General features: G+C 59.9%; 21 protein-coding genes. 15 read left to right on the top strand and 6 right to left on the bottom strand.

Annotated elements, in window-relative coordinates; all coding sequences use genetic code 11:
- Window positions 1-56: 56 nt before the first annotated feature.
- Complete coding sequence (locus AC3IUE_RS01175) at window positions 57-947, bottom strand: LysR family transcriptional regulator (RefSeq protein WP_489265092.1); 891 nt, start codon at window positions 945-947, stop codon at window positions 57-59.
- Window positions 948-1,077: 130 nt separating this feature from the next.
- On the opposite strand from AC3IUE_RS01175, the gene AC3IUE_RS01170 reads away from it, so the two are divergent.
- On the top strand, window positions 1,078-1,818 hold the full coding sequence (locus AC3IUE_RS01170) for an SDR family oxidoreductase (RefSeq protein ID WP_489265090.1): 741 nt from the start codon (window positions 1,078-1,080) through the stop codon (window positions 1,816-1,818).
- 135 nt (window positions 1,819-1,953) lie between these two features.
- The gene (locus AC3IUE_RS01165; protein ID WP_046045488.1) at window positions 1,954-2,214 is read left to right on the top strand and encodes a hypothetical protein; all 261 of its coding nucleotides are present in this window, start codon (window positions 1,954-1,956) and stop codon (window positions 2,212-2,214) included.
- A gap of 8 nt (window positions 2,215-2,222) precedes the next feature.
- Here the strand turns inward: AC3IUE_RS01165 and betT are convergent, their stop codons facing one another.
- Window positions 2,223-4,178 (bottom strand): choline transporter BetT, encoded by a 1,956-nt coding sequence (gene betT / locus AC3IUE_RS01160; RefSeq protein WP_177338887.1) that lies wholly within the window; start codon window positions 4,176-4,178, stop codon window positions 2,223-2,225.
- A 427-nt stretch (window positions 4,179-4,605) separates the two neighbouring features.
- Window positions 4,606-5,532: a serine O-acetyltransferase EpsC gene (epsC, locus tag AC3IUE_RS01155; protein ID WP_201184239.1), complete on the bottom strand. Its 927-nt coding sequence runs from the start codon at window positions 5,530-5,532 to the stop codon at window positions 4,606-4,608.
- A gap of 193 nt (window positions 5,533-5,725) precedes the next feature.
- Between epsC and AC3IUE_RS01150 the strand changes: the two genes are divergently transcribed.
- The 12 genes from AC3IUE_RS01150 (at window position 5,726) to AC3IUE_RS01095 (ending at window position 18,178) form a co-directional block, all read left to right on the top strand.
- On the top strand, window positions 5,726-6,718 hold the full coding sequence (locus tag AC3IUE_RS01150; protein ID WP_489265087.1) for a D-cysteine desulfhydrase: 993 nt from the start codon (window positions 5,726-5,728) through the stop codon (window positions 6,716-6,718).
- 228 nt (window positions 6,719-6,946) lie between these two features.
- Entirely contained in the window at window positions 6,947-7,747 is an 801-nt protein-coding gene (tcyJ, locus tag AC3IUE_RS01145; RefSeq protein WP_056745625.1) for a cystine ABC transporter substrate-binding protein, read from the top strand.
- Window positions 7,747-8,412, top strand: coding sequence for a cystine ABC transporter permease (gene tcyL, locus AC3IUE_RS01140; protein WP_462000434.1), 666 nt, complete (start codon window positions 7,747-7,749; stop codon window positions 8,410-8,412). The genes tcyJ and tcyL overlap by 1 nt, the downstream gene beginning before the upstream one ends.
- Window positions 8,413-8,416: 4 nt before the next feature.
- On the top strand, window positions 8,417-9,172 hold the full coding sequence (gene tcyN, locus AC3IUE_RS01135; RefSeq protein ID WP_056745630.1) for an L-cystine ABC transporter ATP-binding protein TcyN: 756 nt from the start codon (window positions 8,417-8,419) through the stop codon (window positions 9,170-9,172).
- A 502-nt stretch (window positions 9,173-9,674) separates the two neighbouring features.
- Window positions 9,675-10,439 (top strand): hypothetical protein, encoded by a 765-nt coding sequence (locus AC3IUE_RS01130; protein WP_489265084.1) that lies wholly within the window; start codon window positions 9,675-9,677, stop codon window positions 10,437-10,439.
- A 358-nt stretch (window positions 10,440-10,797) separates the two neighbouring features.
- On the top strand, window positions 10,798-12,039 hold the full coding sequence (locus AC3IUE_RS01125; protein ID WP_489265082.1) for an SfnB family sulfur acquisition oxidoreductase: 1,242 nt from the start codon (window positions 10,798-10,800) through the stop codon (window positions 12,037-12,039).
- A gap of 38 nt (window positions 12,040-12,077) precedes the next feature.
- Entirely contained in the window at window positions 12,078-13,283 is a 1,206-nt protein-coding gene (locus tag AC3IUE_RS01120) for an SfnB family sulfur acquisition oxidoreductase (protein WP_489265080.1), read from the top strand.
- Window positions 13,283-14,641, top strand: a complete 1,359-nt coding sequence (locus AC3IUE_RS01115) for an LLM class flavin-dependent oxidoreductase (RefSeq protein WP_489265078.1) — start codon at window positions 13,283-13,285, stop codon at window positions 14,639-14,641. Before AC3IUE_RS01120 ends, AC3IUE_RS01115 begins: the two co-directional genes overlap by 1 nt.
- Before the next feature lie 129 nt (window positions 14,642-14,770).
- Window positions 14,771-15,580 (top strand): MetQ/NlpA family ABC transporter substrate-binding protein, encoded by an 810-nt coding sequence (locus tag AC3IUE_RS01110; protein ID WP_056745639.1) that lies wholly within the window; start codon window positions 14,771-14,773, stop codon window positions 15,578-15,580.
- A 2-nt stretch (window positions 15,581-15,582) separates the two neighbouring features.
- Window positions 15,583-16,704, top strand: coding sequence for a methionine ABC transporter ATP-binding protein (locus AC3IUE_RS01105; RefSeq protein WP_489265076.1), 1,122 nt, complete (start codon window positions 15,583-15,585; stop codon window positions 16,702-16,704).
- Window positions 16,694-17,338, top strand: coding sequence for a methionine ABC transporter permease (locus tag AC3IUE_RS01100; protein ID WP_030128490.1), 645 nt, complete (start codon window positions 16,694-16,696; stop codon window positions 17,336-17,338). The genes AC3IUE_RS01105 and AC3IUE_RS01100 overlap by 11 nt, the downstream gene beginning before the upstream one ends.
- A 210-nt stretch (window positions 17,339-17,548) precedes the next feature.
- Window positions 17,549-18,178: a class I SAM-dependent methyltransferase gene (locus AC3IUE_RS01095; RefSeq protein ID WP_489265073.1), complete on the top strand. Its 630-nt coding sequence runs from the start codon at window positions 17,549-17,551 to the stop codon at window positions 18,176-18,178.
- Between the two features lie 125 nt (window positions 18,179-18,303).
- On the opposite strand, the gene AC3IUE_RS01090 is transcribed toward AC3IUE_RS01095, so the two are convergent.
- Genes AC3IUE_RS01090 through AC3IUE_RS01080 form a run of 3 tightly spaced genes read right to left on the bottom strand, consistent with a single transcriptional unit; the run spans window position 18,304 to window position 23,521 of the window.
- Window positions 18,304-21,357 (bottom strand): efflux RND transporter permease subunit, encoded by a 3,054-nt coding sequence (locus AC3IUE_RS01090; protein ID WP_489265071.1) that lies wholly within the window; start codon window positions 21,355-21,357, stop codon window positions 18,304-18,306.
- Entirely contained in the window at window positions 21,354-22,421 is a 1,068-nt protein-coding gene (locus AC3IUE_RS01085; RefSeq protein WP_489265069.1) for an efflux RND transporter periplasmic adaptor subunit, read from the bottom strand. Before AC3IUE_RS01085 ends, AC3IUE_RS01090 begins: the two co-directional genes overlap by 4 nt.
- On the bottom strand, window positions 22,418-23,521 hold the full coding sequence (locus AC3IUE_RS01080; RefSeq protein ID WP_489265067.1) for an efflux RND transporter periplasmic adaptor subunit: 1,104 nt from the start codon (window positions 23,519-23,521) through the stop codon (window positions 22,418-22,420). Before AC3IUE_RS01080 ends, AC3IUE_RS01085 begins: the two co-directional genes overlap by 4 nt.
- A 157-nt stretch (window positions 23,522-23,678) precedes the next feature.
- Here AC3IUE_RS01080 and AC3IUE_RS01075 point away from each other — a divergent pair, with 157 nt between their 5' ends.
- A complete protein-coding gene (locus AC3IUE_RS01075) occupies window positions 23,679-24,839 on the top strand; it encodes an AAA family ATPase (RefSeq protein ID WP_489265065.1) in 1,161 nt (386 codons plus the stop codon).
- The last annotated feature ends 57 nt before the right edge of the window (window positions 24,840-24,896 follow it).

Raw genomic sequence — 24,896 nt, 5'->3', positions numbered from 1 at the left:
ACTCTGATAAATATTAGCCTATCGTGCAGAGGCCTGATTGCCCTATAGACCAGCGGCTACTGTGCCCCCGCAAACACTTCTCCCAGCCAATCCACAAACACCCGAACCCGTGGCGACATGTGTCGGTTGTGTGGATACAACACCGAAACCGGCATTGGTGGCGGTGGCGTGTCGATCAGGACTTCCTGCACCAAGCCCTGGGAAATCTGCGTTTCCATTCGGTAATGCGGACACTGGATCAGGCCCAGCCCGGCAATCGCCGACGCCGCATAAATTTCCGCGCCGAACACTGAAAGCGCGCCATCGATAGCCACTTCCTTCAGTTCGCCATCCACCATGAATTCGAAGGGAAATAGCTTGGCAGTCGTGCGCGAGACGTAGTTCACGGCACGATGATGTTTCAGGTCGTCGAGGCTTTTCGGTTCGCCGTATTTGCGCAGGTACGCGGGGCTGGCGCAGGTGATTTGGCGCAGGTTGGCGACGCGGCGGCCGATCAGTGCGGAGTCGCCCAAGGTGCCGGCGCGCAGCACGCAGTCGACGCCTTCAGCGATCAGGTCGACAAAGCGGTCGGCCTCGCTGATGGACAGTTCGATGTCCGGGTAGCGCGCCATGAACTGCGGCAACGGCGGGATAACGAAGTGCTTGGCCAGCGTGCCATGCAAATCCACGCGCAACCGGCCCTTCGGTGCGACGCTACGGAATGCCAGTTCGGCTTCTTCCAGTTCCGCCAGCAGCTGCACGCAACGCAGGTAGTACGCCTCGCCATCCAGCGTAGGACGCACCTTTCGAGTGCTTCGCTCCAATAAACGTGTACCGAGCCAGGCTTCGAACTGATTCAGCGTGTGGGTCAGCGTCGCCCGCGGCAGGTTCAGGTCATCGGCAGCCAGCGTGAAGCTGCTGCGCTCGTAGATCCGCACGAAAACCTTCATCGCTTTGACTTGATCCACGCGGGTCTCCTGGCGGTCGATTGTTGGCGATTCTTGAACAGTCAAGGCAACTCTCGTGCATTTATCAGCCTGAGTAAACATGTGAATCTGGCTTCACCCCCAAGCCATTAACTTCAAAGGAATCACCGCCATGACTACTCAAACTTCAAAAGTTGCCATCGTGACCGGCGCCTCCCGCGGCATCGGCGCGGTGATCGCCAAACAACTGGCCAAACAAGGTTTCGCCGTCGCCGTCAACTACGCCAGCAGTGCCACCGAAGCTTCAAAACTGGTGGTCGAATTGCGTCAGGCCGGCCACCAGGCCATAGCGATCAAGGCGGATGTAGCGAACGCCGACGACGTACGCCGGATGTTCGACGAGACCGAAACGCAACTGGGCAAAGTCGATGTGCTGGTGAACAACGCCGGTATCCTCAAAGTCCTGCCGTTGGCGCAACACACGGATGAGCTGTTCGATCAGAACTTCAACATTCACGCTCGCGGCACGTTCAACACCCTGCGTGAAGCCGCCACTCGCCTGAACGCCGGCGGGCGGATCATCAACTTCTCCAGCAGCACCGTCGGCATGAACCTGCCGGGCTACGCGGTGTACATCGCCAGCAAAACGGCAGTGGAATCCCTGACCCAGGTGTTCGCCAAGGAAATGCGCGGTCGCAATATCACCGTCAACGCCGTGGCCCCCGGTCCGGTGGCTACCGACCTGTTCCTGCACGGCAAGAGCGAAGAGCAGATCCAGACCTTCGCCAAGATGGCCCCGCTGGAACGTCTGGCTCAGCCAGAAGACATTTCCCGCGTTGTGTCTTTCCTGGTCGGCCCGGATTCGGCGTGGGTCAACGGGCAAATCCTGCGCGTCAACGGCGGGCTGGTTTAACTATGCTCACTTGACACCGCAGCGCCCCTATCGCGAGCAGGCTCGCTCCCACAGAATTGCGACGACCTGGTGGGAGCGAGCCTGCTCGCGAAGGCGGCGCCAAAAGCAACACACATTCGAAGGGCGGAACACATCATGCACACCACGATCATCATCACCTTCGGCCTGATTCTCCTGGCGCTGATGCTGTTCATCGGCGAGAAAATCGGCTTCAGTCGCCAAACCCTGGCCTTCAGCTTTGTCGTGCTGTGGCTGGCGCTGACGTTGATCAACGGCGCGGTCGGCATGGTCAATGCCGGCCAGCCGTTCAGCACGGAACTGGTGGTCGGCAGCGCCGTGTTCGGTGTACCGGTGGCGGCGCTGGTGTTGTTCATGGTGTTGACCACCGAGACGTGAGTGCTCGATCAACGCACCAAATGCAAGAACTGCAGGTGCCGTTCGTACTGATCGAGGATGTCATTGATGATCTGCTCCTTGGTGTAACCCACCAGATCGTAATCCTGACTGCCCTCGCTCAAATGCACCTCGGCCCGGTAATAACGACGGTTGTTGAGTTCCTTGGAACCCATGCCGCCACGGGCGAAGGACGGCGTGAAGTAGCCGCGCATCTGCACCTGATAGATGAACGGATGCTCCTCGCCATGACCGATTTCCAGGCTGACGTTGTCGTTGGTCGGGTCCGGTTGAGTGACCACCTTCAAACCCTTCTCGACGAACACCGCCGAGACTTCTTCAATCGCCGGGCGCACCGTCGTATCGAGGAAGCGATAGACCTCATCCCGTGACGGGAAATGCACGGCCTGACTCAGGCGTTGACGCCAGCCGCCACGCCGCGATCCGGACACCGGTGCCAGCGAATGCAGTTGCGCGATCTGCTTCTGCGACTCCAGGTAGAACGCCTTGTGCAGCCCCCACATCATCAGCAGCAAGATCATCGAGAACGGCAACGAGGTCAGCACCACCGCGGACTTCAGCGCATCGATGCTGCCCGAGAACAGCAGCGCACTGGTCACCAGCGCCGTCATTGCGCCCCAGAACACTCGCAGCCATTTCGGCCCGTCTTCATCGGGATTGCCGCCCTTGGCGGACAGTGTCGACAGCACCACGGTGCCGGAATCGGCAGACGTCACGAAGAACACGAAGCTGATGAACACCGTGACCGCGATGACGGTTTTGCTCCACGGGTAGGTTTCCAGCAGCAAGTAGAGGGTCATCGATGGGTTATCGATGGCCGACATACCGAGCGCGCTCATGCCGTGATTGAGGACTTGATCGATGGCGCTGTTGCCGAAGATCGACATCCACGCGAGGGTGAAGCCGAGCGGAATCAACAGCACGCCGAAGACGAATTCGCGGATGGTCCGGCCACGGGAAATCCGTGCGATGAACAGGCCCACGAACGGCGACCATGCAATCCACCAGGCCCAATAGAACACCGTCCAACCGCCCAGCCAGTCACTGGGTTTGTCGTAGGCGTACAGGTCGAAACTCTTCATCGGCAAGGCGCCGAGGTAGTCGCCGATGTTCTGGATCAGGGTGTTGAGCAGGTGCTGGGTCGGGCCGGCGAACAACACAAACAGCAGCAGCGCGCAGGCCAGCAGCATGTTGATGTCGGACATCACGCGCACGCCTTTATCGACACCAGACACGGCAACAATGATCGCCGCGCCCATCATCAACGTGATCAGGCCGACCTGAATCCACTGGGTGTGAGCGATGCCGAACAGATAGTCCAGACCCGAGTTGAGGTGCAACACGCCAAAGCCCATGTCGGCACCGAGGCCGAACACCGTGGCGATGATGCCGAAGCCGTCCACCGCGTAACCAATGGGGCCGTTGATGCGCTTGCCGATCAGCGGATAGAGCGCCGAACGCAGGGCCAGCGGCAGGTTGTGACGGTAGGCAAAATAAGCCAGCGCCATGCCGACAAAGGCGAACACGCCCCAGCCGTGCAGGCCCCAGTGCAGAAACAGAATCTGCATCGCCTGACGCGCCGCATCCGCCGTGCCCGCTTCGCCTTGCGGCGGTTGCGCCAAATGGGTCAGCGGTTCGGACACGCAAAAGAAAAACAGCGTGATGCTGATCCCGGCGGCGAACAGCATGCCGGCCCAGGACAGGTAACTGAATTCGGGTTCGTCGTGGTCGGCACCGAGCTTGATCTTGCCGTAGCCGGACAAGGCGGTGACCACCACGAAGACCAGATACAGGGTCATCGCGAGCATGTAGTACCAGCCGACCGTGTTGGCCGCCCAGTTTTGCGCTTCCAGAAGCCAGGCGCCGGCCTGTTCAGGCATGGCGATGACGATGATGCCGAACAGCAAAATGAACGTCGCCGAGAAGTAAAACACCGGCGGATTCATGCGGACCTGACCGCTGGCGGGGGTGGGCGATGCACTCATGAAAGGTGCACCTCAAGGGGGTGAAACAGGGCAATCAATAACGGACTCGGCAAAGGCAAGCCTCCTGTTGTGAGCGGGCAGCAAACCGGCGGTTTAACTTGAATGAGCGTTCAAGTTAAACATGAATAGGGTGCTAAGGACTAATCGCAAGGCTCGGCGGCACTGTTCGTACGCTAGCTCAAGGAAGGGTATGACGCGGGGTTTGGGGGATTCGTTCAGTGAGAAATTAGCGGAATGCCAACATCTTGGTTCGCCTTGAAACCAATCGCGAGCAGGCTCACTCCTACAGTGGATTTGTGTCAGTCCACACCATTGTGAACACCATAAAAACCCTGTGGGAGCGAGCCTGCTCGCGATGAGGCCGGATCAGTCAGTCGAGATTCCGGATCTACTTCTGTGTCCCATCATCATGCTGCAGATTCGCCTGAGTCAGGTTGCTCGCAGCCGGCACGCTGCGGGTCAGCCAGACATTACCGCCAATGGTCGAGCCTTTGCCGATGGTGATCCGCCCCAGAATCGTCGCACCGGCATAGATCACCACGTCATCCTCGACAATCGGATGTCGCGGCTGCCCCTTCTGCAACTGACCGTCTTCATCCGCCGGGAAGCGCTTGGCGCCCAACGTCACGGCCTGATAAATCCGCACACGCTCGCCGATGATGGCGGTCTCGCCGATCACCACACCCGTCCCGTGATCGATGAAGAAGCTGCGGCCAATCTGCGCGCCTGGGTGAATGTCGATACCAGTGGCCGAGTGCGCGATTTCCGCGCTGATCCGTGCCAGCAGCGGCAATCCGGCACGGTACAAATGATGGGCCAGGCGATGGTGAATCACCGCCAGAATCCCCGGATAGCACAGCAACACTTCATCGACACTGCGAGCCGCCGGATCGCCGTGATAGGCCGCCAGCACGTCGGTGTCGAGCAGGCTGCGCAGCCCCGGCAATGCGAGGGCGAAGTCCTGAATGATCTGAATGGTCTTGGCCTCGACTTCAGTGTCGGCCTGGGCACTGTGGCGAGCGGCGTAGCGCAATTCGAGTCGCGCCTGAGCCAGCAACGCGTTCAATGCAACGTCCAGCGTGTGGCCGACGTAGAAGTCTTCACTCTCCTCGCGCAAATCCACCGGGCCGAGGCGCATCGGGAACAACGCGCCGCAGAGGGCTTCGAGAATCTCTGCCATGGCCGCTCGGGAAGGCAACTCGCGACCACCCTGTTCGGTGCTGGCGCGACCATTTTGTAAGCGCCACTGATCACGCGCCGTGCGCAGTTGGCTGACGATGGTCTGCAGTTGCCAATGACTGGAACGCTCGCTCACGGTAAAAACTCCTCACGGGCGGCCGGACTGTCTGGCCGCGTTAACCGCGATTACTTTACGGCATGGTCTGGAAGCCGAATTAAGAACTGATTGTGCTGTGCTCAGCACTTTTTGGCATAAGGCCGATTGGCAGTTGCCCCGCTAAATAGGCGTGCCTATAGTCCTGTCATCTCCCTCCGCCAGTACGGACCCCATGATCAAACAACAGCTTGCCCGCTTTAACCGCCTCGACCTGCTCGGTCATCCTACCGCCCTGGAAAAACTCGAACGCCTGTCGGCCTGGTTGGGTCGCGATGTGTACGTCAAGCGTGATGATCTGACGCCGCTGGCGATGGGCGGCAACAAGCTGCGCAAGCTCGAATACCTGGCGGCCGATGCACTGGCACAAGGCGCCGACACCTTGATCACTGCTGGCGCGCTTCAGTCCAACCACGTGCGCCAGACTGCCGCCATTGCGGCCAAGCTTGGCCTAAGCTGCGTTGCGTTGCTGGAAAATCCCCTGGGTACCGACGACGCTAACTATGTCGGTAATGGCAATCGACTGTTGCTGGACCTGTTCGACGCCAAGGTCGAGCTGGTGGAAAACCTCGACAACGCCGACGAACAACTGCAGGCCCTGGCCGATCGCCTGCGCAACAACGGCAAGAAGCCGTATCTGGTGCCGATTGGTGGCTCCAATGCGTTGGGTGCTTTGGGTTATGTGCGCGCCGGGCTGGAATTGGCCGAGCAGATCAAGGACACCGGGCTGACATTCGCGGCCGTGGTTTTGGCCTCGGGCAGCGCCGGGACCCATAGCGGTCTGGCGCTGGCGTTGAGTGAAGCTCTGCCGGATTTGCCAGTGATTGGTGTCACAGTTTCTCGCAGCGACGAAGACCAGCGCCCGAAAGTCCAAGGCCTCGCCGAGCGCACTGCCGAGCTGCTGGGCGTGAGCCTGCCAGCGAGTTTCAAGGTCGAGTTGTGGGACGAGTATTTCGGCCCGCGCTACGGCGAACCGAATGCCGGGACGTTGGCCGCCGTGAAGCTGGTGGCGAGTCAGGAAGGTTTGCTGCTGGACCCGGTTTATACCGGCAAGGCCATGGCGGGATTGCTCGATGGCATCGGCCGCCAGCGCTTCAATGACGGCCCGATCATCTTCCTGCACACCGGCGGGGCGCCGGCGTTGTTTGCCTATAAAGACTTTTTGTAGCCGATCGTTCCCACGCTCCTGCGTGGGAACGATCTATTAGCTCAAAAAAGAATAACAAAGTTGATATTTATTATTTTCCTATCTAAAAGCGCCATCATATAGTCACGCCGCAGGCGAATTTGCAGCGAGACGCATACGATGCTTTAGGGCAGGATATTGCAGTCGTTCAAATCCCGAATTTGCCAACATTCCTAAAAGCGTCTTCATAAGAAAACACAGGGGCTTGTCATGAATTTTTCCGCACTACGACGAAATCTGCTGGTAGGTTCGCTGGGCCTGGCGCTGAGCGCCGGTCTGCTGGGGCAAGCGGTTGCCGGTGAGCAGCTGCAAAAAATCAAAGACGCCGGCGTGATCAACGTTGGCCTGGAAGGCACTTACCCACCGTTCAGTTTCGTCGACGCCGACGGCAAACTGGCCGGCTTCGAAGTCGAGTTTTCCGAAGCCCTGGCCAAAGAGCTGGGCGTGAAGGTCAAACTGCAGCCGACCAAATGGGACGGCATCCTCGCGGCGCTGGAATCCAAACGTCTGGACGCTGTGATCAACCAGGTGACCATCTCCGAAGAGCGCAAGAAGAAGTATGACTTCTCCGAGCCGTACACCGTTTCCGGGATTCAGGCGCTGGTGCTGACCAAGAAGGCTGCCGAGCTGAACATCAAGACTGCCGCCGACTTGGGTGGCAAGAAAGTCGGCGTAGGCTTGGGCACCAACTATGAGCAATGGGTGAAAGCCAACGTGCCGACCGCTGACGTGCGCACCTACGAAGATGATCCGAGCAAGTTCGCAGACCTGCGTAACGGCCGCACCGACGCCATTCTGATCGACCGCCTCGCCGCGCTGGAATACGCCAAGAAGGCCAAGGACACTTCCGCCGCTGGTGAAGCGTTCTCCCGTCAGGAAGCCGGCGTTGCCCTGCGCAAAGGCGAGCCTGAGCTGCTGGCAGCAGTGAACAAGGCCATCGACAAGCTGCGTGCCGACGGTACGCTGAAAAAGCTTTCGGAAAAGTACTTCAGCGCTGACGTCACTAAATAATGGAAGAAGCTTTCCAACTCGCGCTGGATTCCGCGCCCTTCCTGCTGAAGGGCGCGTACTACACGGTGATCCTGAGCCTGGGCGGGATGTTCTTCGGCCTGGTGATGGGCTTCGGCCTGGCGTTGATGCGCCTGTCGCGCTTCAAACTGGTGAGCTGGATCGCCCGCATCTACGTGTCGTTCTTTCGCGGCACGCCGTTGCTGGTGCAACTGTTCGTGATCTATTACGGCTTGCCGCAATTGGGCATCGAACTTGATCCGCTGCCGGCGGCCCTGATCGGCTTCTCGCTGAACATGGCGGCCTATGCCTGCGAAATCCTCCGCGCCGCGATCAGCTCCATCGAGCGCGGTCAGTGGGAAGCCGCCGCGAGTATCGGCATGACCCGCGCGCAGACCCTGCGCCGGGCCATCTTGCCGCAAGCAATGCGCACGGCTCTGCCACCGCTGGGCAACAGCTTCATTTCGCTTGTGAAGGACACCGCGCTGGCAGCCACTATTCAGGTGCCGGAACTGTTCCGTCAGGCGCAGCTGATTACCGCCCGTACCTTTGAAATTTTCACCATGTACCTTGCCGCCGCGCTGATCTACTGGATTCTGGCCACGGTGCTGTCGCACTTCCAGAATCAGTTGGAAGCGCGGGTCAATCGGCACGACCAGGAGTCCTGACCCAATGATTGTCGTGGAAAAACTGACAAAGCAGTTCAAGGGTCAAGTGGTGCTCAACGGCATCGATCTGGAAGTGAAGGAAGGCGAGGTGGTGGCGATCATCGGGCCTAGCGGCTCGGGTAAAACCACGTTCCTGCGTTGCCTGAATTTCCTGGAAGAACCCACCAGCGGCCGGATCAAGGTCGGTGACATCGAGATCGATGGCAGCCGTCCGCTGAACCAGCAGCAAGGCCTGGTGCGACGTTTACGCCAGCACGTGGGTTTCGTGTTCCAGAACTTCAACCTGTTCCCTCATCGCACCGCCCTGGAAAACGTTATCGAAGGCCCGATCATCGTAAAGAAGATCCCGCACGCCGAAGCCGTTGCCCTGGGTAAAAAGCTGATGGCCAGGGTCGGCCTGGCGGGCAAGGAAGACGCGTACCCGCGTCGCCTTTCCGGTGGTCAGCAACAGCGTGTGGCGATTGCCCGCGCGCTGGCGATGGAGCCGGAAGTGATTCTGTTCGACGAACCCACCTCAGCCCTCGACCCGGAGCTGGTGGGTGAAGTGCTGGCGACCATCCGCAGCCTCGCCGAAGAGCGACGCACCATGGTCATCGTCACCCACGAAATGGGCTTTGCCCGGGACGTGGCGAACCGCGTGGTGTTTTTCGACAAGGGTGTGATCGTCGAACAAGGCGAAGCCAAGGCGCTGTTTGCCAACCCGAAAGAAGAGCGGACGAAGCAGTTTCTCAGCAAGTTTCTGAATAACGCTCACCACTGAAACATCGCTTCACTACTTGTTAACTTCCACGGATGGAAGTGACAACTACCCCTACTAACAAAATCTCTCGCTACGCTCTCTTCGTTTATTCATCCATCTGAACAATAGATAATTTTTTAGAGCTGCGTGCGGTACATATATATGTCCTGCAACAGAATAACCTCGCCTAAAATTCGCCAAACTCGGCGCCATCATCGAACCGTTCCTCGTCGTCAACAATGCAATAAAACCCCATAAACCAAGGCCAAGTTCGACAGAGTGGTGCGGCTTATTAACTTCAATGCGTAGGAATTTTCTGAATAACACTAGATCCCATACTTAACTAGCCAGCTCTATTGACACCTATTCAAGCGCACTCTTATCTAGTCTCCAACAGGCGTCTAACCTCGCACTCATTCACTATTTAATTTCACATATGGTGAACAGTTTTGTTGCTCGGTAATTCACGCCTTTCTAACTTTCAGAAACGGACTTTCGCTGCAAGGCTTCAAGGAGAAACCCCATGACAAGCACTTCGAACAAACCCGAACTTGCGGCCCCGACCCTGGCGCAATCTCACAAGACCTGCATCAACATCACTTCGGCGGCGCACCTGCTGATCGATGTGGCGCCCTACTCCGGCATGGACGAAGGCGACCTGATCGAACTGTTCTGGGATAACTGCTACGTGGCCTCCAGAGTGCTGACGGCCGACGATGTCGGCCAACCGGTCCAACTGCGTGTGCCCGAAAGCTTTATCGCCAATGGCACCTCGCGCGTTCACTACCGGATCATGCAGATCGGGCAAGGGCCAACCCTTTCAGCCATCAGACGGGTGCAAATCAAACTCGACTGCCCCGGCGGCCAACCGTCTGCGCTGTGCGGCGATGAAAACCAGAGTCTGGAGCCCGTGAATATCCCCGAGACCATTCGCCGTCAGGGAGTCAATCCGAACCAGATCAAGCGCGGCGTTCCGTTGACCATCGAGCCTTACCTGAACATGGCCATCGACGACGAAATCACCCTGCGCTGGGGCGATGTGCGCATGGATCTGCCACGACTCAAGGCCGGCGATGTCGGCCAGCCGATCCAGGTCTGGGTGCCGCCGGCGATCATTCTCGAAGCCGGCGAAGACCTGCGGCTGGAAGTGACTTACTGCATCCTCGACCGGGTGGGTAACAACTCCCGCTGGGCGCCCCCGCGCCGGCTGAAGATCGGTTGCGCCAATCCCTACTTGAAGGCCCGGCCGAAAGAAATGCTCATGGCCGCCGAACCCCGCAAATACTGAGATCCCTTGTAGCAGCTGGCGAAGCCTGCGTTCGGCTGCGTAGCAGTCGTGAAATCAGACACTGCGGTCATTCAGTTAAACCGCGAGCTCAGGTTTGACGACTGCTGCGCAGCCGAACGCAGGCTTCGCCAGCTGCTACATGAATCTGGCGTACCGTCTTCTATGCATATTCCTAAAAGTTAGTTTATTAATTTTTTATACGCGCTTAGGGTATATGCACCGGACCACCGGACATTCTTGTTTTCGTTCGTCGCAACCATCGCGACGTTTCCATGAGATGTGAGGTAGGTATGGTCCGGAACACAATCACCCCAGTGCAGATCGCCAGGGCATTGCGTGCAGCCAAGGAGCGGCACTGATGTCCAGTCTGGCAGATGCAATCGTCCAGAGTGATCTGGACATCGCCCCCCTGTTGTTGCCCGCGCAGGTCTTGCGCAACGACGCACAAGCCATCAAGGCCGCCCATGAACTGGCGCAAGTCGCCCGTCTGCAAGCAGCCAAACGTGACCAGCAGCGCAAGCTGCCGTGGTCGGAAATCGAACAGTTCACCCGCAGCGGCCTGGGCAGCATTGCCATCCCGCGTGAGTACGGTGGCCCACAGGTTTCGTTCGTCACTTTGGCCGAAGTCTTCGCGATCATTTCCGCGGCCGACCCGGCATTGGGACAGATCCCGCAAAACCAGTTCGGCATTCTCAACCTGGTGCTCGGCAGCGCCACCGAATCGCAAAAAAAACAGCTGTTCAAAAGCGTGCTCGACGGTTGGCGAATCGGTAACGCGGGACCTGAGCGCGGCACCAAAAACACACTCGAACTCAAGGCACGAATCACCGCCAGCGGCGACGGCTTCGTCCTCAACGGGCAGAAGTTCTATTCCACCGGCGCCCTGTTCGCCCACTGGGTCGCCGTCAAGGCGCTGAACGACGACGGCAAGCAGGTTTTGGCCTTCGTTCGTCGCGGCACACCGGGCTTGCGCATCGTTGATGACTGGTCGGGCTTCGGCCAACGCACCACCGCCAGCGGCACCATTTTGCTCAACAACGTGCAGGTCGACGCCGAGCTGGTGGTGGACAACTGGAAGATCAATGACAGCCCGAACATTCAGGGTGCCGTGTCGCAGCTGATTCAAGCAGCCATTGACGCCGGCATCGCCCGGGGCGCCATCGACGACGCCATCGCGTTCGTGAAAACCCGCGCACGACCGTGGATCGACGCCAAGGTCGAACGGGCCAGCGACGACCTCTATGTGATCGCCGACATTGGCAAATTGAAGATCGAACTACACGCCGCCGAAGCGCTGCTGCGCAAGGCCGGGCAAGTGCTCGATCAAGTCAATGCCGCACAGCTCACCGCCGAGTCCGCCGCCCGCGCTTCGATTGCCGTGGCCGAAGCCAAAGTGCTGACCACCGAGATCTCGCTGCTGGCCAGCGAAAAGCTTTTCGAACTGGCCGGCAGCCGCGCCACCCTCGCCGAATTCAACCTCGACCGCCACTGGCGCAACGCCCGCGTGCACACGCTGCACGACCCGGTGCGCTGGAAATATCACGCCGTCGGCACCTATCACCTGAACGGCACGCTGCCCGCACGGCACTCCTGGATCTAACGACCAGAACACTTTTGACCAGATCTCTGGAGAAACACATGACTCTTTCTCACCACGTCGCGGTCATAACCAGCGATGAGCAAGCCCTGATCGTCGCCAGTGACCTGGCCGAAGATTTCAAACGCGACAGCGCCTTGCGCGACCGCGAACGCCGTTTGCCACACCCGGAACTGGAAGTGTTTTCCCGCTCGGGTCTTTGGGGCATCAGCGTGCCAAAAGAATATGGCGGCGCCGGGGTTTCCAACGTCACCCTGGCCAAGGTGATCGCGCTGATAGCCCAAGCTGACGGTTCCCTCGGCCAGATCCCGCAGAACCATTTCTACGCGCTCGAAGTGTTGCGGGTGAATGGCAGCGAAGAGCAGAAAAAGCGCCTGTACGCAGAAGTATTGGCCGGTCAACGCTTCGGCAATGCCCTCGCGGAACTGGGCACCAAAAATGCCCATGACCGCGTCACCAGTCTGACCCCTGATCTGCACGGAGAACGTGACGGCTATCGCATCAACGGCCGTAAGTTCTACGCCACTGGGGCGATTTATGCCCAGCGCATTCCGACGTCGGTGGTGGACGAAAACGGTGTTCAGCAACTCGCTTTCGTCCCTCGTAACGCCAAGGGTCTGACAGTGATCGACGATTGGAGCGGCTTCGGTCAGCGCACCACCGGCAGCGGTTCGGTGGTGTTTGAAGATGTTTACGTCGCCGCCGAAGACGTGATCCCGTTTCAGAGCGCGTTCGAGCGCCCGACCACCGTCGGCCCGCTGGCGCAGATCCTCCACGCCGCTATCGACACCGGTATCGCCCGTGCTGCCTATGAAGATGCGCTGCACTTCGTGCGCACCAAGACCCGGCCGTGGATCGATTCCGGCAATGACAAAGCCACCGAAGACCCACTCACCATCAAGAGCTTCGGCCACTTGAGCATTCGTCTGCACGCCGCCGAAGCCTTGCTGGAACGCTCCGGCGAATTCCTCGACAAGGCTCAGGCCAAGACCAACGCCGAGACCGTCGCCGCCGCGTCGATTGCCGTCGCTGAAGCCCGCGCCATCAGTACCGAGATTTCCCTCGCCGCTGGCAGCACGCTGTTTGAACTGACCGGCAGCCAGGCAACTCTGATCGAACATGGTCTGGACCGTCACTGGCGCAACGCTCGGGTGCACACCCTGCACGACCCGGTGCGCTGGAAATATCACGCCATCGGCAACTACTACCTCAACGATGAAAACCCGCCACTGCGGGGGACCATCTGATGGCCGATGGCAAAAAGAAGATCCTGCTCAACGCGTTCAACATGAACTGCATCGGGCACATCAACCATGGTCTGTGGACACATCCACGGGACACTTCAACCCAATACAAGACGATCGAATACTGGACCGAACTGGCGCAATTGCTGGAGCGCGGACTGTTCGACGGCCTGTTCATCGCTGACATCGTCGGCGTGTACGACGTCTACCAAAACTCGGTGGACGTACCGCTCAAAGAGTCGATCCAACTTCCGGTCAACGACCCGCTGCTGCTGGTCTCGGCCATGGCCGCGGTCACCAAAAACCTTGGCTTCGGCCTCACCGCCAACCTGACTTACGAACCGCCGTATCTGTTCGCCCGACGCATGTCCACGCTCGATCACCTGAGTCGCGGCCGGGTCGGCTGGAACATCGTCACCGGCTACCTCGACAGCGCCGCCAAAGCCATGGGCCTGAGCGAACAGGTGGAACACGACCGTCGTTACGACCAGGCCGACGAATACCTGCAAGTGCTCTACAAACTCTGGGAAGGCAGTTGGGAAAACGGCGCGGTGCTTAACGATCCGCAACAGCGGATCTATGCGCAGCCCGAGAAAGTGCACAAGGTCGAGCACAAGGGCGAGTTCTATCAGGTCGAGGGTTATCACCTCTGCGAACCGTCGCCGCAACGTACACCCGTGCTGTTCCAGGCCGGCAGTTCGGATCGCGGTTTGCTGTTCGCCGGGCGACATGCCGAGTGCGTTTTCATCAGCGGCCAGAACAAACCGGCGACCAAGGTTCAAGTGGACAAGGTGCGCGCCAGCGCCGTCGAGGCCGGGCGCAACCCCGAGGACATCAAGGTGTTCATGGGGCTGAACGTGATTGTCGGCGCCACCGAAGCGCTGGCCTGGGCCAAGCACGCCGAGTACTTGAGCTACGCCAGTGCCGAGGCCGGCGTGGCGCATTTCTCGGCCTCCACCGGGATCGATTTTTCCGAATACGCCATCGACGAACCGATCCAGTACGTGAAGAGCAACGCGATCCAGTCCGCTACCAAGAACCTGCAAAACAACGACTGGACCCGCCGCAAATTACTCGAGCAACACGCGCTGGGTGGCCGCTACATCACCGTGGTGGGTTCGCCTGAGCAAGTCGCCGATGAGCTGGAGTCTTGGATCGCCGAGACCGGGCTGGATGGCTTCAACCTGACGCGAATTGTCACGCCGGAAAGCTATGTGGATTTCATCGACTTGGTGATCCCGGAGTTGCAACGGCGCGGGTCGTACAAGACCGCTTACGACAGCGGCAGCCTGCGAGAAAAACTGTTTCACGGCGAGGCGCATTTGCCCGAGCAACACACTGGCTCGGCCTACCGGCGCTAAAAGCTTCGCGAGCAGGCTCGCTCCCACAGGGATTGTGCGACCACTAAAGATCCACTGTGGGAGCGAGCCTGCTCGCGAAGAGGCCCGACCAAACACCACACATTTAATGCACTGACTGGAATAACCATCATGACCAAGAAACTCTTAACTCACCCAGTCAAAGCACTGGCCCTGGCCCTCGGCCTTTTCAGCTCCATCACCTTCGCCGCCGACGCGCCGCTGAAGGTCGGCACCACCGCCGCTTTCGCCATTCCCTTGGAAGCCGCCGTCGAAGAAGCCAAGAAACAAGGCCTGCAAGTCGACCTGGTGGAGTTCAGCGACTGGATCGCGCCCAACGTCAGCCTCGCCGCCGGCGACATTGACGTGAACTACTTCCAGCACGTTCCGTTCCTGGAAAACGCCAAGGCCGCCGCCGGTTTTGACCTGGTGCCGTTCGCGCCGGGAATTATCAACAACGTCGGTCTCTACTCGAAGAAATACAAAAGCTTCGACGAGCTGCCGGAAGGCGCCAGCGTGGCGATCGCCAATGACCCGATCAACAGCGGTCGTGGTTTGCAACTGCTGGCCAAGGCTGGCCTGATCACCCTCAAACCGGGCGTCGGCTACAAAGCCACCGAAGAAGACATCGTCGCCAACCCGAAAAAAATCAAAATCCTGCAGGTCGAAGCCGTGCAACTGGTACGCGCCTATGACGACGCCGATCTGGTTCAGGGTTACCCAGCCTACATTCGCTTGTCGAAGACCTTCGATGCCGGCTCCGCCCTGCTGTTCGACGGTCTCGATCACAAGGAATACGTGATCCAGTTCGTGATCCAGCCGAAAAGCAAAACCGACCCGCGCCTGATCAAATTCGTCGACATCTACCAGCATTCGCCGGCCGTTCGTGCCGCGCTGGATAAAGCCCACGGCAAGCTCTACCAAGCCGGTTGGGAAAGCTGAATATGACGGCCGCTATCCAACGGCGACTGGAACTTCCGGAGCCACATAACGCCATACAAACCGAACTGCACCCAGACCTGAATCACGCCCACGTGCGCTTCATCGGTCTGGGTAAAACCTACAACGGTCAGCAAGGTCCAGTGGCGGCATTGCACGGCATCGACCTGGCGATTCAGCGCGGTGAAGTGTTCGGCATCATCGGCCGCAGCGGCGCCGGCAAGTCGTCGCTGATTCGCACCATCAACCGCCTGGAACAACCGAGCACGGGGCGCGTGTTGATCGATCAGGTCGACATCGGCGAGTTCGATGAAGACCGCCTGGTGGCGCTGCGTCGGCGCATCGGCATGATCTTCCAGCACTTCAACCTGATGTCGGCCAAAACGGTTTGGCAGAACGTCGAGTTGCCGCTGAAAGTCGCCGGTGTGCCAAAGGAAAAACGCGAGCAGAAAGTCCGCGAACTGCTGGAACTGGTGGGCCTGCAAGAGAAACACAAGGCCTACCCGGCACAGCTTTCCGGCGGGCAGAAACAGCGCGTCGGCATCGCTCGGGCACTGGTGCATGACCCGGCGATTCTGCTGTGCGACGAAGCCACTTCGGCGCTGGACCCGGAAACCACGCAATCGATCCTCGGCCTGCTGCGCGAGATCAATCAGCGCCTGGGCCTGACCATCGTGCTGATCACTCACGAGATGGCGGTGATTCGCGATATCTGTGATCGAGTCGTCGTGCTGGAACACGGACGAATCGTCGAGCAAGGCCCGGTCTGGGAAGTCTTTGGCAATCCGCAGCACGAGGTCAGCAAAACCTTGCTGGCGCCGTTGCAACATGGTTTGCCGGAGGAACTGCAAAGCCGCTTGCAGGCACATCCACAGTCCTCGGACGCCGCTGTTGTGCTGCGTTTGCAGTTCACCGGCAGCGCGAGCGACGAGCCGGACTTGGCCGCGTTGTTCAGTGCCCTCGGCGGTCGCGTGCGCTTGCTGCAAGGTGGCGTGGAACGGATTCAGGGCCATGCCCTCGGGCAATTGCTGCTGGCGGTGACCGGTTCGCCCCTCGGCGCAGAGGAATTGCGTCAACGCGCCGGCAACTGGGCGCAACAGGTGGAGGTGCTGGGTTATGTGGTTTGATCGCTTGCTGCAAGGCTTCATCGACACCTTCCTGATGGTCGGTGTGTCGTCATTGATCGCGCTGCTGGCGGGCATTCCGCTGGCGGTGATTCTGGTCACCAGCTCCAAGGGTGGGATCTACGAAGCACCGGCGCTGAACCGTGCGTTGGGCGCGTTCGTGAACCTGTTCCGCTCGATTCCGTTTCTGATTTTGATGGTGGCGCTGATTCCGTTTACGCGGTTGATCGTCGGCACCACGTATGGCGTTTGGGCGGCCGTGGTGCCGCTGACCATCGCTGCCACGCCGTTCTTTGCGCGTATCGCGGAAGTCAGTTTGCGTGAGGTTGATCACGGGTTGATCGAAGCGGCGCAGGCGATGGGTTGCCGGCGCTGGCATATCGTCTGGCATGTGTTGTTGCCCGAAGCGCTGCCGGGGATTGTCGGCGGTTTCACCATCACCCTGGTGACCATGATCAACTCGTCGGCCATGGCGGGGGCAATTGGTGCGGGTGGGCTGGGGGACATCGCCTATCGGTACGGGTATCAGCGGTTTGATAGCCAGATCATGTTGACGGTGATTGTGTTGCTGGTGGTGTTGGTGGCGGTGATTCAGTTGGGTGGGGATCGGTTGGCTCGGGGTCTCAATAAGCGTTGAGCCTGGCTGAAGTTATTGGTTGTCAGTGATATCGCTTTCGCGAGCAAGTCGGATCGCCGCACCGCCGCTCCCACATTGATCGCGTCGTACACAAATCTTGTGTTCACTGCCGGCCAACTGTGGGAGCGGGCTTGCTCGCGAATGGCTGCGAAGCAGCCACCGGCGCCTTGGCGTATATTTGGCAAACCCCAATTGCCTGCGCAGCCCACCATGAAACAGACCCCCACCGACCTCGAGCAGATCACCTCCACCACCCTGGGCCATTACAACTCGGTGGCTGAAAGTTTTCGCGAAGGGACTCGCGATCATGATGTCAGCCAGAACATTGCTGCGCTGCTGCGGCATATTCAGGGGGAGGCACCGTTCGATATTCTCGACTTTGGCTGTGGGCCGGGTCGTGATTTGCAAACCTTTACGCGCATGGGCCATACCGCTGTCGGGCTTGATGGCTCGGAAAAGTTCGCGCAGATGGCGCGCGAAGACAGTGGTTGCGAGGTCTGGCAGCAGGATTTTCTGAAGCTGGATTTGCCGGCTGAGCGCTTTGACGGGATCTTCGCCAATGCGGTGTTGTTTCATATTCCGCGCCAGGAATTGCCTCGGGTGTTGAAGGAATTGCGCGGTGCTTTGAAGCCGGGCGGGGTGTTGTTCAGTTCCAATCCGCGTGGCGAGAATCAGGAGGGGTGGAATGGGCCGCGTTATGGGGCGTACCACGATCTTGAGACGTGGCAGCAATTGCTGACGACGGCGGGGTTTGTGGAGCTGGAGCATTACTACCGGCCGGCAGGGCTTCCGCGAGAGCAGCAGCCTTGGTTGGCGAGTGTTTGGCGCAAGCTTGCATAGTCTGACAGGACGCCTTCGCGAGCAGGCTCGCTCCCACAGGGAACCGCGTCCGCCTAGACAACTCGGTCAACTGTGGGAGCGAGCTTGCTCCGGGCGGCGTTCCGACGATGAGCGCGTAGCGCTCGCTATTGCGCCTCTTTCTTCGGTTCGCGGATTTTGTACCAGGCCACGTACAGCGCCGGCAAAAACAGCAGCGTCAGCAACGTCGCAATAATAATCCCGCCAATCATCGCGTAGGCCATCGGCCCCCAGAACACTTCCCGGGCGATCGGGATCATCCCCAGGCTCGCCGCCGCAGCCGTCAGCAGTATCGGCCGGCGACGATGCTCCGTGGCTTGCACCACGGCATCCCACGGTGCATGACCGTCCTTCTCCAGGGCATCGATCTGCGTCACCAGAATCACCGAGTTGCGGATGATGATGCCGATCAGCGCCAGAATGCCGAGGATCGCCACAAAGCCCATGGGCGTGCCCGTCGGGATCAGCGCTATCACCACGCCAATCAGCCCGAGCGGCGCGACGCTGGCCACCAGGAACAGCTTCTGCACGCTGTGCAACTGGATCATCAGGAAGGTCGCCATCAAAAACAGCATCAACGGCACAACCTTGGCAATTGGCCCCTGGGCCTTGCCGCTTTCCTCCACTGTGCCGCCGGTGGCGACCTTGTAGCCTACCGGCAAACTGGCGGCGAATTTATCGATGTCGGGCTGGAGTTGTTTCACCAGGTCGGTCGGCTGAATTTCGTCGCGCACCGCCGCCTTGATGGTGATGGTCGGTTTGCGGTCGCGGCGCCAGACCAGCGGTTGCTCAAGTTCATAACGCACGGAAGCGAACGCCAGCAGCGGAATCGACGTGCCGCCCGGCGTGACGATCTGCAAATTCTGCAGGGTTTCCGGGGTGCCGCGTTCGGCGTCTTCCGCACGCCCCACCACGTCGATCAGGTAGATGTCGTCATCGACCTGAGTCACTGGCACACCGACCACGATGCTGTTCATCAGGTTGGCCACGTCTTCTGACGACAGCCCCAATTGCCGCGCCTTGTCCTGGGCGATGTCGATGCGCAGGACTTTGCCCGGTTCGTTCCAGTCGTAAATGATCTCGCCGATGTGTGAGTTTTTATCCAGTTCGGTGGCCAGGGCGATGGCGTGCTTGCGCACCTGATCGATGTCCTTGCCACTGACCCGGTACTGAATCGGCCGACCCACCGGCGGGCCCATTTCCAGCGCCTGGACGTAGCTGCCGATACCGACAAAATCTTTGCGCAGCCGCTCGCGCAAGCGCTGGCTAAGCGCGTTACGCGATTCCAGCCCTTTACTGACGATGACCAATTGCGCGTAGTACGGATTCTGCAATTGCTGGTCGAGCGGCAGGTAGAAACGGATCGCACCTTCGCCGATGTAAGTGCTCCAGCGCACGATGTCCGGATCGTCCTTGAGTGTCGCTTCAAGCTTGTCCACAGCCTTGCGGGTTTCGGCGATCGATGCGTTTTGCGGCAGGTTCAGGTCGACGAGAATTTCCGGGCGGTCCGAGGACGGGAAGAACTGGTTCTGCACGAACTGCATGGAAAACACCGACGCCACGAACAGCAAGAGGGTGATGCCGATCGCCCACCAGCGATTGCGCATGGCCCAAAGCAAGCCGTAATTGAACGCCCGACCGATGCGCCCCGGTTCTGCGTCGTGAGGCTTCACGTTGGCGCTGAGGATGTGCACGCCGATCACCGGGGCAAACAGCACCGCGACAATCCACGACACGATCATGGCCACCGCGATCACCGCGAACAGCGTGAAGGTGTACTCGCCAGCCGAGCTCGCGTTCAGGCCGATGGGCACGAAACCGGCCACCGTCACCAACGTACCGGTGAGCATCGGGAACGCGGTCGAGGTGTAGGCGAACGTGGCCGCCTGCTCCTTGGTCTCGCCCATTTCCAGGCGCGTGACCATCATCTCGACGGTGATCATCGCGTCGTCCACCAGCAGCCCAAGCGCAATGATCAGCGCGCCGAGGGAAATCCGCTGCATGGTAATGCCGCTGTATTCCATGAAGACGAAGACCATCGCCAGCACCAGCGGGATCGAGCACGCCACCACCAGCCCGGCGCGCACGCCGAGGCTGATGAAGCTGACGATCAGCACGATCACCACCGCTTCGAACAGTGCGCTGGTAAAGCCGCCAACGGCTTTTTCCACCACTTCAGCCTGGTCGGAAACGTTGTGCACGCCGACGCCTACCGGCAGGTCGGCGGTCAGGTCATTCATGCGCTGGTGCAGCGCCTTGCCGAACGCCTGAATGTTGCCGCCCTTCTTCATCGCAATGGCGAGGCCGATGGCTGGATGGCCGTTAAAGCGGAATTCCGGCGTCGCCGGGTCAACGTAGCCACGGCTGATTTCGGCGACGTCGGCCAAGCGGTAGAAACGGTCGTTGAGCCGCAGGTTAACGTTTTCCAGGTCTTTCTCAGAGGCAAACTGCCCCGTCGTACGCACGGAAATCCGCTCGGGACCGGCCTCTATCACACCGGCCGGGGTCACCGCGTTTTGCGATTGCAGGCTCTGCACCACCTGACGCTGATCGATGCCCAGCGCCGCCAGTTTGCGAGTGGAGAAGTTCAGGTAGAGGACTTCATCCTGCTCGCCGACCATCTCGACCTTGCCCAGCCCCGGCACTTCGCGGATCTCGGCGCGGACCTGCTCGACGTAATCGCGCAATTGGCGCATCGACAAGCCGTCTGCAGTAAAGGCGTACACCGAACCAAACACATCACCGAACTCATCGTTGAACCCCGGCCCTTGCAGGCCTTGTGGGAAGTCGCCGCGAATGTCGTTGATCTTCTTGCGCACCTGGTACCAGATTTCCGGGATGTCCTTGGCGCTGGTGGTATCACGCAAGTTAACGAAAACCGTCGACTCGCCGGGGCGGGTGTAGCTTTTCACATAGTCGAGCGAGTCGAGTTCTTCGAGTTTTTTCTCGATCCGGTCAGTGACCTGCTTGAGGGTTTCCTCCTGGGTCGCGCCCGGCCACCGGGTCTGGATCACCATGGTTTTGATGGTGAACGACGGGTCTTCCTCGCGGCCGAGGTTCATGTACGAGAACACGCCCATCAGCAGCGCGACGAACATCAAATACCAGACAAACGACTGATGTTTGAGGGCCCATTCGGATAAGTTGAAACTCCCTTTCATTGCGGGCTGTCCTCATCGATTTTTACTTTTTGCCCCGGTTTCAGGCTATTCACGCCGGCACTGACCACTCGCTCGCCGGACTTCACTCCGTTGGCCAGGACCATCGTTGAATCAGTGCGGCTGATCAGGCTGACGTCTCGCGGGGAAACGGTTTGGGTCTGCGGGTCGATGACCCAGATCCGCGGTTTTCCATCGACCTCCTGGAGCGCGGTCAGGGGCAGTTCGATACGCGGTTTGATCGCAGAGCTGAGGGTCACGCTGATCGCCGTACCCAGGCGAAACCCCGGTGGCGTGTCGGTCAGTGTCAGGCGGGCGCGACGGGTACGGGTCGCGCTTTGCGCCTGAGGTTCGATTTCGCGAACGATGGCAGTGGTGGCGATGCTCGGGTCGAGCTGAACGGCAACCTGGAACACCACGTCTTCCGGTAACTGGTCGACCAGGGTGTCCGGTAGATCGATCACGGCTTCCTTGATGTCCGGCTGCGCCAGGGTCACCACTTGCTGGCCGGCGCTGACGACTTGCCCGGCTTCGGCGTTCCACGCGGTGACGATGGCCCTGTGATCGGCACGCAGTTCGACGTAGTTGAGCTGGTCCTTGGCCTGATCGACCGCAGCCTTCGCTTGATCGAGGGAGGCCTGGGTGGTTTTGAGGTCGGTCTGTGCGATGTCGAGTTGCGCCTGGGCGCCCACGCCGCGATCGAATAACTCTTGCTGACGCCGGGCGTTGGCCTGGGCGTTGATGAGTTGCGCCTGGACGCTGGCCAGATTGCCCTGAGCAGAACGCAACTGGTTCTGCTGATCGGTGGGGTCGAGCGTGGCGAGCAGCGCGCCCTTATCGACTTCGGCACCGACATCGACGTTACGGCTGGCGATACGCCCCGGCACCCGGAACCCGACATTGCTTTCATAACGGGCCTGGATGCTGCCGGCGAAGCGGCCCAGGCTTTCTTCGTCCAGTGCCTGGACCTTGATGGACAATACCGGGCGCACCGGCTCCGGCGGCGGTTCTTTTTTCGAGCAGGCCACCAGCATCACACCGGCGCACACCAGTAACAGACGCTTCATGGCTGGGCTCCCTCGGCTAAATCCTTATAGGTGTTTTCGGCGATCTCCACCTTCACGCCAGGGTGCAGCAACTGGCCGCCGGCGATGACGACTTTTTCGCCACCCTTCAGGCCAGCGCTGATGATCACTTTGCCAGTCAGGTAGCGGCCGACCGTGACGGTGTGCAGCTGCGCCTTGCCCTCGCTGTCCACCAGCCATACGGCCGGGTCGCTGAGATTTTTCGTCAGTGCCGACCAGGGCAGTTCGACCGCTGATTTGCCCGGCGTCTTCGCCGTGGCACTCACCACCGAGCCGAGCTGCATGCCTTCCGGTAGTCCGTTGAGAGTGACTTTGACCTGCACCGTGCCGGTCTGCGCGGAGACGGCCGGGGTGATTTCCCGAACACTGCCGGTGGTTTTGATCGCGGGGTTGTCGAGCAGGCTGACGACCACCGTTTTGCCTTCTGGCGGCTCTGTCAGCAGCGATTCGTAGACGTTGAACACCGCGTCGCGCTCGCCGTCCCGGGCCAGGCTGAAAATCGGCACGGTGGCCTGCACCACCTGGCCAACCTCGGCCTGACGCGCGGTAATCACCCCCGGCGCGTCGGCGACCAACGCGGTGTAGCTCAGTTGTTCACGGGCGTTGGCCAGTTGCGCCTGGGCCGCCGTCAGGGCGCTTTGGCTGCTGCGCAAGGCTGCTTGGGCGGAATCGAACTCGCTCTGGCTGGTGTAGCCCTTGGGCAGGAGTTTTTGCTGGCGAACGAAAGCGGCGGCGGTCTGTTTGACTCGGGCCTGTTCGGCAACAACCTGCGCCTGAGCCGAGTCGACGCTGGTTTGCAGGTCCTTGGGATCGAGTTTTGCCAGAACCTGTTTGGCCGAAACCCGATCACCGACATCGACTGTACGCTGAATGATCTTGCCGGCAACGCGGAACGACAGGTCGGTCTGGACCCGTGCCTGAACATCACCGGTCAGGGTCACCGTCGCCGCGTAATCCGCCGATTTGACCTCTTGCACGAACACCCGAGGGCGGTCCTTCTCGACCGGTTTTTTATCGCCACAGGCGCTCAGCAGGACAAGGAGGCTCAGGCCAACCACTGTTTTCAATCCGGGACCTACCATGCAGACTCCTTTGCGTTGTACGTTCGTGCCAATGGCGATACGACTGTGAGCTTAGAACAGGGTTCCAAGGGTGCGCCTCACGGTTTGAAATAAAGCCTGGCGCACGATGACGTCGACAATAAGGCAGAATCGCGCACCACGCAGCAGGAAGCTTCCCATGCTCAAAACCCTCGCGGTGGCCAATTACCGCTCGATCAATAAATTGGTGATTCCACTGGGCAGGTTGAACCTGATCACCGGCCCCAACGGCAGCGGCAAATCCAACCTCTACCGCGCGCTGCGCCTGCTGGCGGAAACCGCTCAGGGCGGCGTGGTCAATGCGTTGGCCCGCGAGGGTGGGCTGGATTCGACCTTCTGGGCCGGGCCGGAAAACATCAGCCGACGGATGCGTAATGGCGAAGTCCCGATCGAGGCGACCGTTCGACACGGCGCAGTACGCCTGCGTCTGGGGTTTGCCGGGGAAGATTTCAGCTATTCGATTGCCTTGGGCCTGCCGGCACCGACGCGCTCGTACTTTGCCCTCGACCCGGAAATCAAAAAAGAATGCATCTGGTCCGGGCCGTTCTACCGCTCCGCCAGCCTGCTGGTGGACCGCGAAGGCCCGATGATCCGCGCTCGCGAAGGTCGCAGCTGGGAAGTGCTGACCCAGCACACGCCGAATTTCGACAGCCTGTTCGATCAGGTCGGCAGCTTGCGCACCTCACCGGAAGTCCTGCAACTGCGCGAGCTCATCCGCCGCTGGCGCTTCTACGATCACTTTCGCAGCGACGCCGATGCGCCGGTTCGCCAACCTCAATTGGGCACCCGTACGCCGGTATTGCATCACGACGGCCGCGACCTCGCCGCTGCGTTGCAAACCATCCGCGAAATCGGCGATCCGGAGGCTTTGCAGACCGCGATCAGCGACGCGTTCCCCGGGGCGCGCTTGAATATCGAGCAGTTGCAGGGCGGACGGTTTGCCATCGAGTTTTATCAGGAAGGGTTGTTGCGGCCGTTATCAGCGGCCGAGCTGTCGGACGGGACGTTGCGGTATTTGTTGCTGGTGGCGGCGCTGTTGACGCCTCGGCCACCGACGTTGATGGTGCTGAACGAGCCGGAAACCAGTTTGCACCCGGACCTGTTGCCTGCGTTGGCGCGGTTGATTATCCGGGCGTCAGAGCAGTGTCAGGTGTGGGTGGTTTCTCATGCGCGGCGGTTGATCTCGGCGTTGCAGGAGGATCCGGAGTGCAATTGCATTGTGCTGGAGAAGACATTGGGCCAGACCGGGATTGTCGGGCAGCGGATGCTGGATGAGCCAGCTTGGTATTGGCCGGACTAATCAGCGCCTGTTAAACCGAATCGCGAGCAGGCTCGCTCCCACAGTTGACCGAGTTGT

It is taken from the genome of Pseudomonas sp. GL_093 (assembly GCF_057837605.1).
Note: the sequence above shows the minus strand (reverse complement) of the source record. Positions and strands in the feature narration are given on the sequence as shown.